Origin of the sequence: Streptacidiphilus jiangxiensis (assembly GCF_900109465.1) — a bacterium.
GTDB classification, from domain to species: domain Bacteria; phylum Actinomycetota; class Actinomycetes; order Streptomycetales; family Streptomycetaceae; genus Streptacidiphilus; species Streptacidiphilus jiangxiensis.
This window is the reverse complement of sequence record NZ_FOAZ01000016.1, coordinates 127,991-140,912: the sequence shown is the minus strand read 5'-3', so window position 1 is coordinate 140,912 and position 12,922 is coordinate 127,991. Positions and strand designations below refer to the sequence as shown.

13 protein-coding genes are annotated in these 12,922 nt (G+C 72.7%); 6 read left to right on the top strand and 7 right to left on the bottom strand.

The genetic code is table 11. The features are described from left to right. Nucleotides 1-77 precede the first annotated feature (77 nt). Entirely contained in the window at nt 78-1,355 is a 1,278-nt protein-coding gene (locus BMY61_RS27695; protein ID WP_082015225.1) for an MFS transporter, read from the top strand. Between the two features lie 12 nt (nt 1,356-1,367). Here the strand turns inward: BMY61_RS27695 and BMY61_RS27690 are convergent, their stop codons facing one another. From BMY61_RS27690 to BMY61_RS27675, 4 genes are read right to left on the bottom strand one after another with little or no spacing between them, the layout of a single operon-like run. Continuing rightward, a complete protein-coding gene (locus BMY61_RS27690) occupies nt 1,368-2,255 on the bottom strand; it encodes a glycosyltransferase family 2 protein (protein WP_174514521.1) in 888 nt (295 codons plus the stop codon). 5 nt (nt 2,256-2,260) lie between these two features. Continuing rightward, the gene (locus BMY61_RS27685; protein ID WP_042451515.1) at nt 2,261-3,049 is read right to left on the bottom strand and encodes a CDP-alcohol phosphatidyltransferase family protein; all 789 of its coding nucleotides are present in this window, start codon (nt 3,047-3,049) and stop codon (nt 2,261-2,263) included. Between the two features lie 13 nt (nt 3,050-3,062). Beyond that, nucleotides 3,063-4,124: an iron-containing alcohol dehydrogenase family protein gene (locus BMY61_RS27680; protein ID WP_042451517.1), complete on the bottom strand. Its 1,062-nt coding sequence runs from the start codon at nt 4,122-4,124 to the stop codon at nt 3,063-3,065. Further along, nucleotides 4,112-4,867, bottom strand: a complete 756-nt coding sequence (locus tag BMY61_RS27675; protein ID WP_042451518.1) for a phosphocholine cytidylyltransferase family protein — start codon at nt 4,865-4,867, stop codon at nt 4,112-4,114. The genes BMY61_RS27680 and BMY61_RS27675 overlap by 13 nt, the downstream gene beginning before the upstream one ends. A gap of 193 nt (nt 4,868-5,060) precedes the next feature. Here BMY61_RS27675 and idi point away from each other — a divergent pair, with 193 nt between their 5' ends. Further along, the gene (idi, locus tag BMY61_RS27670) at nt 5,061-5,627 is read left to right on the top strand and encodes an isopentenyl-diphosphate Delta-isomerase (RefSeq protein ID WP_042451520.1); all 567 of its coding nucleotides are present in this window, start codon (nt 5,061-5,063) and stop codon (nt 5,625-5,627) included. A gap of 237 nt (nt 5,628-5,864) precedes the next feature. Here idi and BMY61_RS27665 read toward each other — a convergent pair whose 3' ends face one another. Then, nucleotides 5,865-6,965 carry a calcium:cation antiporter gene (locus tag BMY61_RS27665; RefSeq protein WP_042451524.1) on the bottom strand — a complete coding sequence of 367 codons (1,101 nt, stop codon included), beginning with the start codon at nt 6,963-6,965 and terminating at the stop codon, nt 5,865-5,867. 130 nt (nt 6,966-7,095) lie between these two features. Between BMY61_RS27665 and BMY61_RS27660 the strand changes: the two genes are divergently transcribed. The 3 genes from BMY61_RS27660 (at nt 7,096) to BMY61_RS27650 (ending at nt 9,787) form a co-directional block, all read left to right on the top strand. Further along, nucleotides 7,096-7,566 carry a MarR family winged helix-turn-helix transcriptional regulator gene (locus tag BMY61_RS27660; protein WP_042451525.1) on the top strand — a complete coding sequence of 157 codons (471 nt, stop codon included), beginning with the start codon at nt 7,096-7,098 and terminating at the stop codon, nt 7,564-7,566. Nucleotides 7,567-7,865: 299 nt separating this feature from the next. Next, the gene (locus tag BMY61_RS27655) at nt 7,866-9,212 is read left to right on the top strand and encodes an MFS transporter (protein WP_236656165.1); all 1,347 of its coding nucleotides are present in this window, start codon (nt 7,866-7,868) and stop codon (nt 9,210-9,212) included. A gap of 29 nt (nt 9,213-9,241) precedes the next feature. Beyond that, on the top strand, nt 9,242-9,787 hold the full coding sequence (locus BMY61_RS27650) for an isochorismatase family protein (protein WP_042451526.1): 546 nt from the start codon (nt 9,242-9,244) through the stop codon (nt 9,785-9,787). A gap of 24 nt (nt 9,788-9,811) precedes the next feature. Here the strand turns inward: BMY61_RS27650 and BMY61_RS27645 are convergent, their stop codons facing one another. After that, nucleotides 9,812-10,585, bottom strand: coding sequence for an SDR family oxidoreductase (locus BMY61_RS27645; protein WP_042451527.1), 774 nt, complete (start codon nt 10,583-10,585; stop codon nt 9,812-9,814). 137 nt (nt 10,586-10,722) lie between these two features. Between BMY61_RS27645 and BMY61_RS27640 the strand changes: the two genes are divergently transcribed. Then, a complete protein-coding gene (locus tag BMY61_RS27640; protein WP_042451528.1) occupies nt 10,723-11,535 on the top strand; it encodes a L,D-transpeptidase family protein in 813 nt (270 codons plus the stop codon). Between the two features lie 117 nt (nt 11,536-11,652). Here the strand turns inward: BMY61_RS27640 and BMY61_RS27635 are convergent, their stop codons facing one another. Then, a complete protein-coding gene (locus tag BMY61_RS27635) occupies nt 11,653-12,879 on the bottom strand; it encodes a saccharopine dehydrogenase family protein (protein WP_042451644.1) in 1,227 nt (408 codons plus the stop codon). Between the last annotated feature and the right edge of the window lie 43 nt (nt 12,880-12,922).

Genomic DNA, 12,922 nt, shown 5'->3' with positions numbered 1-12,922 from the left:
GGGGGTGGCCTCCGGGTGCGGGGGTCACCCCGGGCGCTGATCATCAAAGACGTGACCGTGCGTCGAAGAGGAGCGCCATGACCGACCCCGAACGTCCACCCGCCGCGGCGTGGCTGAACCTCGCGGTGGCCACGGTCGGGTTCACGCTGACGTTCTGGGCGTGGGATCTGATCGCTCCGCTGGCGGGCAGCTTCGACGAGACGCTGCACATGACCGACTTCGCCCAGTCGGTGCTGGTCGCGGTCCCGGTACTCGTGGGTTCCCTGGGCCGGGTGCCGGTGGGCGCCCTGACCGACCGTTTCGGCGCCCGGCTGATGTTCCCCCTGGTCAGCGCCCTCACCATTGTCCCGGTGCTGCTGATCATCCCCGCGAAGGGCTCGTATCCGACGCTGGTCGCCGTCGGCTTCCTGCTCGGCCTGGGCGGCACCACCTTCGCCATCGGCGTGCCGCTGGTCAACTCCTGGTTCCCGGCGGGCCGGCGCGGGGCGGCGCTCGGTGTGTTCGGCATGGGCATGGGCGGCGTGGCGCTGTCCGGGTACCTGACGCCCCGGATCTACAAGCACGGCCACGACCTGCCGTTCTTGATCCTCGCCATCGCCCTGGCAGTGTTCGCCGTGCTCGCCTACGCGCTCCTGCGGGACCGACCCGACCGGCCGATCCCCTCGGCCCCGTTGACCGCCCGCCTGGCCCGGGCCGGACGGCTGCGGGTCACCTGGGAACTGTCCGCGCTGTACGCGATCGGCTTCGGCGGGATCGTCGCGTTCGGGGTCTACCTGCCTACGTACCTCAAGACCTGGTACCACCTCGGCGCCACCGAAGCCGGCACCAAGGCCGCCGGCTTCGCCCTGGTCACGGTGGTGCTCCGCCCGATCGGCGGCTGGCTCGCCGACCGCGTGCACCCGGCGGTGGTCACCGCCTGGGCGCTGGGCGCCGTCGCGCTCCTCGCGATCGTGCAGGCCTTCGACCCTCGGCTGACGCCGGGCGCCACCGTCGTCCTGCTGCTCATGGCCGGCGGTCTCGGGGCGGCCAGCGGCGCCGTCTTCGCCCTGGTCGCCCGGGTCACGCCGGTCTCGCAGGTCGGCAGCGTCACGGGCATCGTCGGGGCGATGGGCGGCCTCGGCGGCTTCCTGCCGCCGCTGGTGATGGGGGCCGTCTACAGCGCCCAGCACTCCTACTCGATCGGCTTCATGCTGCTCTCCGACGTCGCGCTGGCCGGCTGTGTGTACGCCTACGGCCGCATGCGCGACATCACCAGCACCTCCGCCGGCACCTCCGCCGACGTCGAGGCCTCGGCCGGAACAGGCCACCGCCTCGGCCGTGCCAGGCCCGCGCAGGGCCCGGCACGGCCGAGGTAGGGCGACGTCGGATCAGATGACCGGGGGGCGGCCCAGCCTGGTCATGCGCCACACCGTGGACCAGCGCATCGGGCGGCGCGGGCCGGCGGGCTCCCGCCAGCCGGCGGCGAAGCCGCCGAGCCAGGCACGCAGCGCCTCGCCGGAGGGCCGGCGCGCCACCGTGAGCAGGAACCAGACGCCGAGGTAGACGGGGACCAGCACCGCGGGCAGGTTGCGCCGGGCGAGCCAGACGCGGTTGCGGGCGATGTTGTGGTTGTAGGTGGCGTGCCGCGAGGGCAGCGTGCGCGGGTGACGCAGCACCACGTCCGGCAGGTAGACGATCTCCCAGCCCGCGTCCAACGCGCGCCAGGCGAGGTCGGTCTCCTCGTGGCCGTAGAAGAACTCCGCCGGCAGCTGACCGGCCGTCGCGAAGACCTCCGAGCGGACCGCGCTCGCGCCGCCGAGGAACGTGGTCACCTGACCGGCTCGCATCGGGTCCGCGGCGCGCAGGCGCGGAACGTGGCGACGCTGGGTCAGCCCTTCCTCGTCGGCGATGCGGAAGGAGACGATGCCGAGCTTCGGGTGGGCCGCGAAGATCTCCCGGAGCTTCTCCGCGGAGTCCGTCAGCGGCAGCAGGCCGTCGTCGTCGAGGAAGAGCACGACGTCGACGTCGCGGCCGTCGGGCCCGAACAGGTCGATGCCGACGTTGCGCCCGCCGGGGATGCCGAGGTTCTCGGGCACGGCGACGCCCCGCACGCCCGCCGGGAGCTCCGGCAGTGGAGCGCCGTTGGCGACGACGGCGACCTCGACGGCCGGGCCGTGCTGTGCGGCGACGGAGTCGAGCAGCGCCTTCAACTCCACCGGGCGGGTGCCCTGGGTGATGACGACCGCGCCGAGCTTCAGTTCTTTCGGTTCTGACATCTCACTCACTTGAGCCGGCTGGAGAGGACGATGCTGAGCAGGTGCAGTGCGGTCTGCAGCAGCGCGATCGCCGCAAGCACGACCACCGCGAGGCGGGTGAAGAACAGGTCGCCGTGGACGGCGTCGGCGATGCCGGCCGCGAGGATCACCAGCGAGGCCTCGACTCCGCCGATGAGCCGGTGGAACTTGAGCGCCGAGGCCATCTTCCGCGCCTTGGCGACGCCAGCTGCGCGCGGCACCGATGCGGAGTCCTCGACGGCCGCGAGGCCGCGGCGGATCCGGGCGACGTCGACCAGGTCGGTCTCGGCCTTGATCAGGATGGCGCCGAGCGCGGCCAGGGTGCCCAGGAAGGCCCAGAGCCAGGCGCGGGCGCCCTGCTGCTGGAACAGGTCCGCGGCACGCAGGCCGAAGCCGGTCAGCAGGGCCGCCTCGGAGAGGTAGTGGCCGATGCGGTCCAGGTAGACGCCGGTCGTGGAGGTCTGTTTGCGCCAGCGGGCGAGCTCGCCGTCCACGCAGTCCAGGCCCAGATAGACCTGGATCAGCAGCGCGCCGAGGATCGCGCCCCAGAGCCCGGGGATCAGCAGGGCGGCGCCCGCCAGCACGCCGGCGACCATCATCAGCCAGGTCAGCTGGTTCGGCGTGACGGGCGCGTTCACCAGGTGCCGGGTGATCCGGGAGGAGATCCGCCGCATGTAGAGGCGGCCGGCCCAGTGCTCGCCGGAGCGCCGGTCGAGCAGGCCCTCCGGGTGGGCGACGGCACGGAACTCCGCGAGGGTGGGCTTGCCGGCTTTCATGGCACCGTCCCGCTCAGGAGCAGACGTCTTTGACATAGGAGGAGTACGCGTCCCGGATGGCGGAGGGGCTGAGATCGAGGTGTTCCAGGATGGTGTAGCGGCCCGGCCGGGTCTGCGGGGCGAACTGCACGGCCTTGCCGAACTCCTCCTCGGAGAAGCCGATCTGGTCCGCCGTCACCGGCAACCCGTGCCGCCGCAGCGCCGCGACCATCTGACCGGCCACCGGCAGGTCGCCGCGCAGGTAGGTGGCGAAGGCGGCGCCGAGGCCGCACTGCTCGCCGTGCTGCCCCTTGCGCTCGGGGTAGAGGATGTCGAGCGCGTGATTGATCTCGTGGCACGCACCGCTCGCGGGGCGACTGCTGCCGGCCACGTTCATCGAGATGCCGGTGAGCACCAGCGCCTCGGCGAGCGCCACGAGGAAGTCGTTGTCGGCGATGGTGCCGGGGTGGCGCAGGATGGTCTCGCCCGCGGTGCGGGACATCGCCGCGGCCAGTCCGTCCACGGCCTCACCCGTCTCGCGCTGGGACAGTTCCCAGTCGGCGATGCAGGAGATGTTGGAGACGGCGTCGCCGATGCCCGCGGCGACATAGCGGGCGGGCGCCTGCCGGATCACGTCCAGGTCGACGATCATCGCGATCGGGCTGGGCACCCCGTAGGAGCCGCGGCCCGCGTCGTTGTCGAGCGTGGAGACCGGCGAGCACAGTCCGTCGTGCGCAAGGTTGGTCGCGACCGCGACGACCGGCAGTCCGACACGTGCCGCGGCGTACTTCGCCACATCGATGATCTTGCCGCCGCCGAGACCGACGACCGCGTCGTAGTGGCCGCCCTTGATCTGGTCGGCCAGCTTGACCGCGGCGTCGAGCGTGCCGTCCTCGACGGTGAACCAGGCCGCGCCGGGCAGCTGGGGCGCGAGGCGCTGCCGCAGGGTGGCGCCGGAGCCGTTGCTGACGGCCACGGCGATCCGGCCGGTGGAGGCGATGCCGGGGTTGGCCAGCACCTCGCCGAGGTGGTCGAGCGCGCCGGAGCGCACGTCGACCACCAGCGGCGAGGGGACCAGACGGGTCAGTACCGGCACGCGAGCTCCCGGCCGCGGGCGAGGTCCTCGTGGTTGTCGACCTCGACCCAGTCGACCTGGCCGATCGGCTGGACGTCGATCCGCAGGCCGCGGTCGATCATCTCCTGGTAGCCGTCCTCGTAGTACAGCTGCGGGTCGCGCTCGAAGGTGGCCTGCAGGGCGGAGGCCAGGGCGTCGGCGGCGGACGGGTTGATCAGGGTGACGCCGATGTACTCGCCGGTCGCGTCGGCCGGGTCCATCAGCTTGGTGATGCGGCGGGCGCCCTTCTCGGGGTCGACCGTGACCTTCATCTCCTCGTCGGCCAGCTTCTTGACCGTGTCGAGGGCGAGCAGCACGCCCGGCTGCTGACCGGCGGCGGTGAGCTTGGCGTTGGCCTCCAGCAGGGTCCGCTCGACCGAGGCCGGGTGGATGGTGTCGCTGTTGGCGAGGATCACGCCCTCCTTGAAGAGGTCGCGCGCGCACCACACGGTGTAGCAGTTGTTCCAGGTCTCGGCCTTGGGGTTGTCCACCAGGTGGAGCGTGACGCCGTGGCGCTTCTCCAGCGCGGTCTTGCGCTCGCGGATCGCGTCGGCGCAGTAGCCCACGATGATCGCCACGTCGCGCATCTCCACCTCGGCGAAGTTGCGCAGGGTGATGTCGAGGATGGTCCGCTCGTCGTCCACCGGCACCAGCGCCTTGGGCAGGGTGTCGGTGTAGGGACGGAGGCGGCTGCCTGCGCCTGCGGCCGGGACAAGGCCGATCATGTGGATTCTCCAGGTTCTGGTGTCTCGTTCACGACGGGTTCACCCCCACCCCATCGTGCCGATCATCATTGCGGACCGTGGCGCCGCCGGACAAGCCGAGGCAGATCCGGGGGCCTTTTGGGGCAGACTGTACCTGGCCAGAGATGAGGCCGTGACTGTCCCCAGATGGCGCGACCGACGCGAAAGGTGCTTCATGACCACCACAACCGTGACGACGACGACCGAGATCCTGCTCGAACTGGTCGACGAGCAGGGCCGGACGATCGGCACGGCCGAGAAGCTCTCGGCGCACCAGGCCCCCGGCCGGCTGCACCGCGCCTTCTCCGTTTTCCTGTTCGACTCCGAGGGTCGGATGCTCCTGCAGCAGCGCGCGCTCAGCAAGTACCACTCCCCCGGCGTGTGGTCGAACACCTGCTGCGGACACCCCTACCCCGAGGAGCCCCCCTTCGTCGCGGCCGCGCGCCGCACGGCGGAGGAGCTGGGCGCGGCGCCGGTTCGCATGGAGCAGGCCGGGACCGTGACGTACGACCTGCCCGACGAGGCGTCCGGACTGGTGGAGAAGGAGTACAACCACCTGTTCGTGGGGGTGGCCGCGCCGGCGTTCACCCCGAACCCGGACGAGGTCGCGGACACCGCGTTCGTCACTGCGGCCGAGCTCGCCGCGCTGCGCGCGGCCAAGCCGTTCTCGGTCTGGTTCGGCACCGTGCTGGATGCCGCGCTCCCGACGATCCGCGCGACGTTCCCGAACGCGGGCTGGTAGCCCGTTTCGCGCGCCGGGCGATCCCCCGATTCCGCCCGGCGCGCGTCTCCAGTGTTCGCGCTGGGGCCCTGCGGGGGCAATCGATTTGATGAGGCTCGAAACGACGGAGCCTCCAAGGGCGCGGGGAACTGCGCGGGCAACCACCGACATGGGGGGCACCCCCGGCCGAAGGCTGGGGGATTGTCGCGCCCACGCGGCGGAGCCGCACATCAGCAGAGCCTCGCGCCCCTGCGGTCTTCACGGGTTGGCCGCCAGCACCAGGTAGGCCGCCAAGATGGAAAGGTGAACGCCACCCTGTAGTGGCGTGGAGCGGCCCGGGACGACGGTCAGTGTGCCGACGATCATCGTCAGGGCCAGCAGCACCATGTGTGTGGGGTCGAGCCCCAGGACCAACGGGCCGCTCAGGAAAACCGAGGCGATGGCGACCGCCGGGATGGTGAGCCCGATGCTGGCCATCGCCGAGCCCAGCGCCAGGTTGAGGCTGGTCTGGACGCGGTCGCGGCGCGCAGCACGGACCGCCGCGATCGTCTCCGGCAGGAGCACCAGCAGGGCGATCACCACGCCGACGACGGAGGACGGCAGGCCGGCCGCCGCGACGCCCTTCTCGATCGTCGGGGACTCCACCTTGGCCAGGCCCACGACCGCGACCAGGGCGACGCCCAGCAGCCCGAGACTGACCAGCGCCTGGCGCGCGGTGGGCGGATCGGCGTGGTCGTCCCCTTCGATCACCTCGCCGGCGCGGGTCAGTGGCAGGAAGTAGTCGCGGTGGCGGACCGTCTGGGTCAGCACGAAAAGGGCGTAGAGGCCGACGGAAGCCACCGCCGCGAAGGTCAGCTGGGTGGTGTTGAACTGCGGGCCGGGTGTGCTGGTGGTGAAGCTCGGCAGCACCAGGCTCAGCGTGGCGAGGGTGGCGACCGTCGCCAGGGCTGCTCCGGTGCCCTCGCTGTTGTAGACCGCGATGCGGTGCCGCAGCGAGGTCACCAGCAGGCAGACGCCGACGATCCCGTTGCAGGTGATCATGACGGCGGCGAAGACGGTGTCCCGCGCGAGCGTCGCGTTCTTCTCCGGGCCGCCCGCCATCAGCGTGACGATGAGGGCCACCTCGATCGCCGTGACGGCGACGGCGAGGACGAGGGAGCCGAACGGCTCGCCGACCCGGTGGGCGATCACCTCGGCGTGGTGGACGGCGGCCAGCACCGCGGCGGCCAGGAACACGGCGACGACGCCGACGAGCACGGCGGGGATCGAGCGTCCCCAGGTGGCGACGAGCAGGAGCAATGCGAGCGCCGGGATGAAAGTGGTCCATTGTCGGGCAATACGGCGCAAACGATCACTCATGGCTATGAGCTTGCCATAGTCGGACCTTCTGCCCGGCACGACGGGCCGCGCCCACCCTCCACGACGGATCGACAGCCAAACTCAACAGGCAAACTTGCAATATGCCCTGTCAACCTCCTACGGTTGAGTTATGCCACCGATCGAGTCCTCCCCCGCCGAGCTCGCGGTCGAGCTGCACGCCGTGCTCGGCCTCCTCACCCGCCGCGCCCGCGCGGCGACGGCGGGCACGGAGCTGACCGCCTCGCAGCGGTCCGTCGCGGCGCGCCTGCTGCGCGAAGGCCCGGCGACCACCGCGGACCTGGCCCGGGCGGAGTTCGTGCGGCCGCAGTCGATGCGGATGACCCTCGGCGCGCTAGAGGAGCGCGGTCTGATCGCCCGCACGCCCCACCCGACGGACGGCCGCCAGGTGCTCGTCGAACTCTCCGCGCAGGGCGTGGACACCATCGCGGGCATCCTGCGGGCCAAGCAGGACTGGCTCACGACCGCCATCGCCGGGGACCTCGACCCGGCCCAGCGCGACGCCCTCGCCGCCGCACTCCCGGTCCTGCGGGCGCTCGCGGGAACGGAGAGCACGCCCGCTCCGGCGGTGGCCACCAAATGACCGGCAAGCGGATCAGCGGCGGGCGGACAACCGGCGGGCGAGTCAGCGGCGGGCCTGTCGGGCCGATCAGCGGTGAGGCCCCCTCCCAGGCACACGGCGCACCCGGCGCCCCGGCCTCACGGCTTCCGCTGGACGCACCCCGCCCGCAGCCCGGCGTGCCAACCGTGCGCAAGCCCTTCAGTGGCGGGCCTGGCGGGCCGATCAGCGGCGAGGCCCCCTCCCAGGCACACGGCGCACCCGGCGCCCCGGCCTCACGGCTTCCGCTGGACGCACCCCGCCCGCAGCCCGGCGTGCCACCCGTGCGCAAGCCCTTCAGCGGCACGATGATGGCGCCGCTGCTCCTCGGCGTGGCCCTCAACCCGATCAACTCGACGATGATCGCCACCGCGCTCGTCGCGGTCGGGCACGCCTTCGGTGTCGGCGTCGCGCAGACGGCGTGGCTGGTGGCGAGCCTCTATCTGGCGAGCGCCGTCGGCCAGCCGACCATGGGCCGCCTCGCGGACCTGGTCGGTCCGCGCAAGGTGTTCCTCGGTGGGCTCGTGGTGGTCCTCGCCGCCGGGCTGGTCGGCGCCCTCGCGCCGGCGTTCGGGTGGCTGATCGCCTCACGCGTGCTGCTGGGCGTCGGGACGTCCGCCGCCTACCCCTCGGCGATGGCGATGCTGCGCGCCGAGTCGCGCCGGGTGGGCGTGGAGGCACCGCGTCCCGTACTCGGGCGGCTCTCGCTCGCCTCGCTGGCGAGCGCCGCCGTCGGCCCGGTGCTCGGCGGCGCGCTCGCCGCCACCCTCGGCTGGCGGGCCGTCTTCGCCGTGAACATCCCGGCCGCCTTGATCGGCCTGGCACTGGCCTGGCGCTGGGCGCCGGCGGACCCGCCGCGTGCCGCCGACCGGGGCCGGGTGGATCTGGACCCGCCGGGTCTGCTGCTCTTCGCGGCGACGATCGCCACGACGATGCTCTTCCTGATGAACCTGGCTCACCCCGACTGGCTGCTGCTGGTGCTCGTGGCGCTCCTCGGCTCGGCCCTGGTCGCCTGGGAGCTCCGGGCCGACCGGCCGTTCCTGGACCTGCGCCTGCTGGGCCGCAGCCCGGGGCTGACCCGCACCTTCGTCCGCAGCGGGCTCACCTACCTGGTGCTCTACTGCATGCTCTACGGCTTCTCGCAGTGGCTGCAGGAGTCGCACGGCCTCAGCTCGTTCCACGCGGGCCTGATCGCGCTGCCGATGTCGGTGACCGCCGCCGTCTTCTCGCTGCTGGGCGCACGCACGAAGACCCTGCGGGTGCCGCTCGTCGTGCTCACCTTGCTGCTCGGCGCCGGGTCCGCACTGCTGCTGGTCCTGGACGCGCACACGCCGATCGCGGTGTTGGTGCTGGCCAGCACGCTCTTCGGCGTCGGCCAGGGCCTCGCCTCCAGCTGCAACCAGGCCGCCGTCTACGCCCAGGCGCCGGCGGACGGCACCGGCTCGGCGGCGGGGCTGCAGCGCACCTCGATCTACCTGGGCGCGATCCTGTCGTCCTCGGTGCTCGCCCTGCTCTACGGCAGCCGCGCGACCGACGTCGGCCTGCACGGCATCGCCCTCGTCATGAGCCTGCTCTGCGCCGCTCTTCTGCTCTTCACCGCCGCGGACCGCGCGTTGCGCGCGGGCCGTTGATCATTCACCTGATGGAAGGTTCCCCTCGCATGACCGCCACCACGCTCGACCAGAACACCGCCCTGATCATGATCGACCTGCAGAAGGGCATCGTCGCCCTCGCCGCCGAGCTCGGCGCGGACGAGGTCCTGGCCAACTCCGACAAGCTGGCGACGGCGTTCCGCGAGCGCGGACTGCCCGTGGTCCACGTCAACGTCACCGGCGGCGCCCCGGGCCGCACCGAGCTCAACCGTTCGCTGGGCGAGCTCCCGGCCGACTGGGCCGAGCTGGTCCTGCCGGTCGCCGAGGGCGACGTCCTGGTCACCAAGCAGACCTGGGGCGCGTTCCACCGGACCGGCCTCGACGCGGCGCTGCGCGAGCGCGGCGTCACGCAGGTCGTCATCACCGGTATCGCGACCAGTGCGGGCGTCGAGTCGACGGCGCGCGCCGCGCACGAGCACGGCTACAACGTCACCGTCGCCACCGACGCCGTCGCGGACCGCGACCCGGTCGCGCACGACCACAGCGTCTCGCGCGTCTTCCCGAAGCTGGGCGAGACCGGCACGACCGCGGAGCTCCTCGCCCTTCTGGGCTGAGCGAGGAGACCCGCACGACGGGGGTCAGCCGCGCCCGAGGAAGGGCATCCCGGTGGCCATGATCGTCATGAAGGGCACGTTCACGTCCAATGGCAGGGACGCGATGTGGACGACCGTCGAGGCGACGTGCACGGCGTCCATCACCGGCTCGACCGCGATGCGGCCGTCCGCCTGGAGGATGCCCTGGGTCATCCGCTCCGTCATCTCCGTGGCGGCGTTGCCGATGTCGATCTGGCCCACCGCGATGCGGTGGGCCCGGCCCTCCAGCGCGAGGGACTTGGTCAGGCCCGTCATCGCGTGCTTGGTCGCGGTGTAGGCCACGCTGTTGGGGCGCGGGACCTGGGCGGAGATGGAGCCGTTGTTGATGATGCGGCCGCCCGCCGGGTCCTGGTCCCGCATCAGGGCGAAGGCATGCTGGGCGACGAGGAAGGCGCCCGTCAGGTTGACGTCGACGATCGACCGCCAGCGCTCCGCCGGCAGCTCCGCCGCGGGCGCGGGCGTGCCGAACGAGCCCGCGTTGTTGAAGAGCAGGTCCAGGCGCCCGTAGCGGGCGGTGAGCTGGTCGAAGAGCGCGGCCAGGGCCTCCTCGTCGGTGACGTCGGCAGGGACCACCCAGGCGTGCGCGATCTCGGCCGCGGTCTCCTGGAGCGCGTCCTCGCGGCGACCGGTCAGCACGACCGTCCAGCCCGCGCGTCCCAGCGCCCGTGCGGTGACCCGCCCGATCCCCGAACCGGCCCCCGTGACCAGGGCGATACGCCCCGTCGGCCGCTGTTCCTCCGCGTTGAACGCCTGCGCCATGCAGCTCCTCCCGTTGATCACACGCTACCGCTTCCGGACACGGAAGCGGCGTGCCACTCGCATGGCGGGGGCGTGACCCAGACCATAGGCTGTGCGAGATTCGAACAGTGATGCCGCATCAGGAGGGCCCAGCCGCCATGTCGCACGCGTCCCACGGCCGTCACGCCGAGCCCCGCACGTCCGTCCTGAACCGCACGCGCGCTGCCGCACTCCTCGGCGCGGCCGCCGCCGCGGCGTCGCTCCTGGCACCGGCCTCCGCCCAGGCGTCGACCGCGGGGACGTCCGGGGCCTCCGGCACGTCGGCAACCACACTGGTGGTGACGCACATGGCCACTCCGCACTTCCCCGTCCCGGTCCGGATCGGGAACGCCCACCAGGTGATCACCGTGCAGGCGCACGGCAGCTACGCCGTGGTGACGGCCTGGCAGCTGAACCCGGTCGGCTGGCAGCGCGTCTTCTCCACCACGGCCGCGCGGATCGGCGCCCACGGGCTGGCGAACGGCGCGACCCGCCGCCAGGGCACCTACACCACGCCCACCGGCACGTACACGATCACCCGAGGCTTCGGCAACGGCCCGGCACCGCGCGGGACGCGGATGCCGTACCACCGCGTCACCTCGGCGGACTGGTGGGTCGAGGACCCCCAGTCGCCGTACTACAACACGCTGCGTGCGGTCCGCCCCGGCACCAACCCGGGCTTCCCGCTGACCGAGGCGGGCGACCGGGGCAGCGAGCACCTGGCCAACTACCCGATCCCGTACCACAACGCGCTGGTCATCGACTTCAACATGCACCCGGCCGTCCCGGGCCGCGGGGCGGGCATCTTCCTGCACGACCTCAACGCCTCGGCGGGCCCGACGGCGGGCTGCGTGGCCGTGCCGGCGAGCGTGCTGACGCACATCCTGCAGTGGATCAACCCGGCCGCCCACCCGGTCATCGCCATCGGCTGACGCGCGGGCGCTCGGCTCCGCCGGGGCGGCGGCTGCGGCCGGGCCCGCCGACGCCGCGACCGCCGGACGGCGGGGCGGCCAGGTCGGACCGGTCGGACCGCGTTGCCCTGCCCGGCGTCAGCCGGTGAAGTGGCCTGGTGCCTGGGCCGGGCGGGCGTCGAGGACGCGGAAGCTGATGCCCGCCGCCTGGAGGCGGTCGATGAGCGCCGGGCCGCAGGCGGCGGCCGTGGTGAGCTGGCCGGCCGCCTTCGGCAGGTCGTCGTAGGCGAGGCAGAGAGCGGTCTCGGCCAGCATCTTGGCCGTCTCGCCGTAGCCCGGGTCGCCGCCGGAGACCTCGGTCCAGACGTGGTGGCCTCCGGCCTCGCCGCTGAACCTGACGGTGAACCAGCTGCGGGCGCGCTGCGCCGCGTCCGGACCGGCGCCGGACGGGCGCAGCTCCTCCAGCTTGCGGCGCAGCGGCGGGATCTGGGCGCCGACGGCGATCCCGGCGACGCCCGCGATGCCGGCGAGCGCGATCGGGAGGCGCTTGACGGCGGCGTAGTGGCCGTAGCGGAAGTCCGGCCCGTACTGCGGCAGGGCAGCGGCGCTGCGCAGGATGATCTGCTGGTCGATCGCGGGCAGCGGCACGACCCACGCGTGGGCGTCCTTGGACCAGCGCGGGCCCAGCATCACTCCGTGCACCCTGCGTCCGGCCGGCCGCTCCTCCACCGCCCGCCGGGCCTTCGCGGCCTGGGCCATCTGCGCGGGGCGCGAGAAGGCCGTCAGCGTGGAGGCGAAGGTGCCGCCGGAGAACGTGCCCGCCACGCGCACGTAACCCTCGATCGTCACGGGGCCGTCGAGCTGCTCCCGGCCGGTGACGCGGGCGAGCTCACGGACGGTGTGGAGGACGCCGAGGTCGTGCGGAACCGAATCGAAGCCGCAGGCGTGCAGCAGTCGTGCCCCGGTGGCCACGGCGCGCGCGTGGTGGCGGGTGTACATGGTGTCGACGAACTCGGGCTCGCCGGTGAGGTCGACGTAGTCCGTGCCCGCCTCGGCGCAGGCCGCGACGAGCGGCTCTCCGTAGCGGACGTAGGGGCCGACGGTGGAGATGACGACCCGCGCGGAGCGGGCCACCTCGGCGAGCGCGGCCGGGTCGGCGCTGTCGGCGACGAGCAGCGGCAGCTCCGGCTTGCCGAGCCGCTCGCGCAGCTCCTCCAGCTTGGCCCGGTTGCGACCGGCGACGGCCCAGCGGCAGCCCTCGGGCGCCTGGGCGGCGAGATACTCCGCGGTCAGGCCCCCGGTGAAGCCGGTGGCTCCGAAGAGGACCAGGTCGTAAGGACGTTCCGACGCACGCTCAGACACCATGCGCGCCACTGTAGCGCGCGCTACCCGCTGGTAACAGGAGCCG

Coding starts and splice junctions, on each gene's coding strand:
- BMY61_RS27660 (WP_042451525.1), top strand. CDS start 7,096: ATGCCACCGATCGAGTCCTCCCCCGCCGAGCTCGCGGTCGAGCTGCAC.
- BMY61_RS27635 (WP_042451644.1), bottom strand. CDS start 12,879: ATGGTGTCTGAGCGTGCGTCGGAACGTCCTTACGACCTGGTCCTCTTC.
- BMY61_RS27645 (WP_042451527.1), bottom strand. CDS start 10,585: ATGGCGCAGGCGTTCAACGCGGAGGAACAGCGGCCGACGGGGCGTATC.
- BMY61_RS27665 (WP_042451524.1), bottom strand. CDS start 6,965: ATGAGTGATCGTTTGCGCCGTATTGCCCGACAATGGACCACTTTCATC.
- idi (WP_042451520.1), top strand. CDS start 5,061: ATGACCACCACAACCGTGACGACGACGACCGAGATCCTGCTCGAACTG.
- BMY61_RS27685 (WP_042451515.1), bottom strand. CDS start 3,049: ATGAAAGCCGGCAAGCCCACCCTCGCGGAGTTCCGTGCCGTCGCCCAC.
- BMY61_RS27640 (WP_042451528.1), top strand. CDS start 10,723: ATGTCGCACGCGTCCCACGGCCGTCACGCCGAGCCCCGCACGTCCGTC.
- BMY61_RS27690 (WP_174514521.1), bottom strand. CDS start 2,255: ATGTCAGAACCGAAAGAACTGAAGCTCGGCGCGGTCGTCATCACCCAG.
- BMY61_RS27650 (WP_042451526.1), top strand. CDS start 9,242: ATGACCGCCACCACGCTCGACCAGAACACCGCCCTGATCATGATCGAC.
- BMY61_RS27675 (WP_042451518.1), bottom strand. CDS start 4,867: ATGATCGGCCTTGTCCCGGCCGCAGGCGCAGGCAGCCGCCTCCGTCCC.
- BMY61_RS27695 (WP_082015225.1), top strand. CDS start 78: ATGACCGACCCCGAACGTCCACCCGCCGCGGCGTGGCTGAACCTCGCG.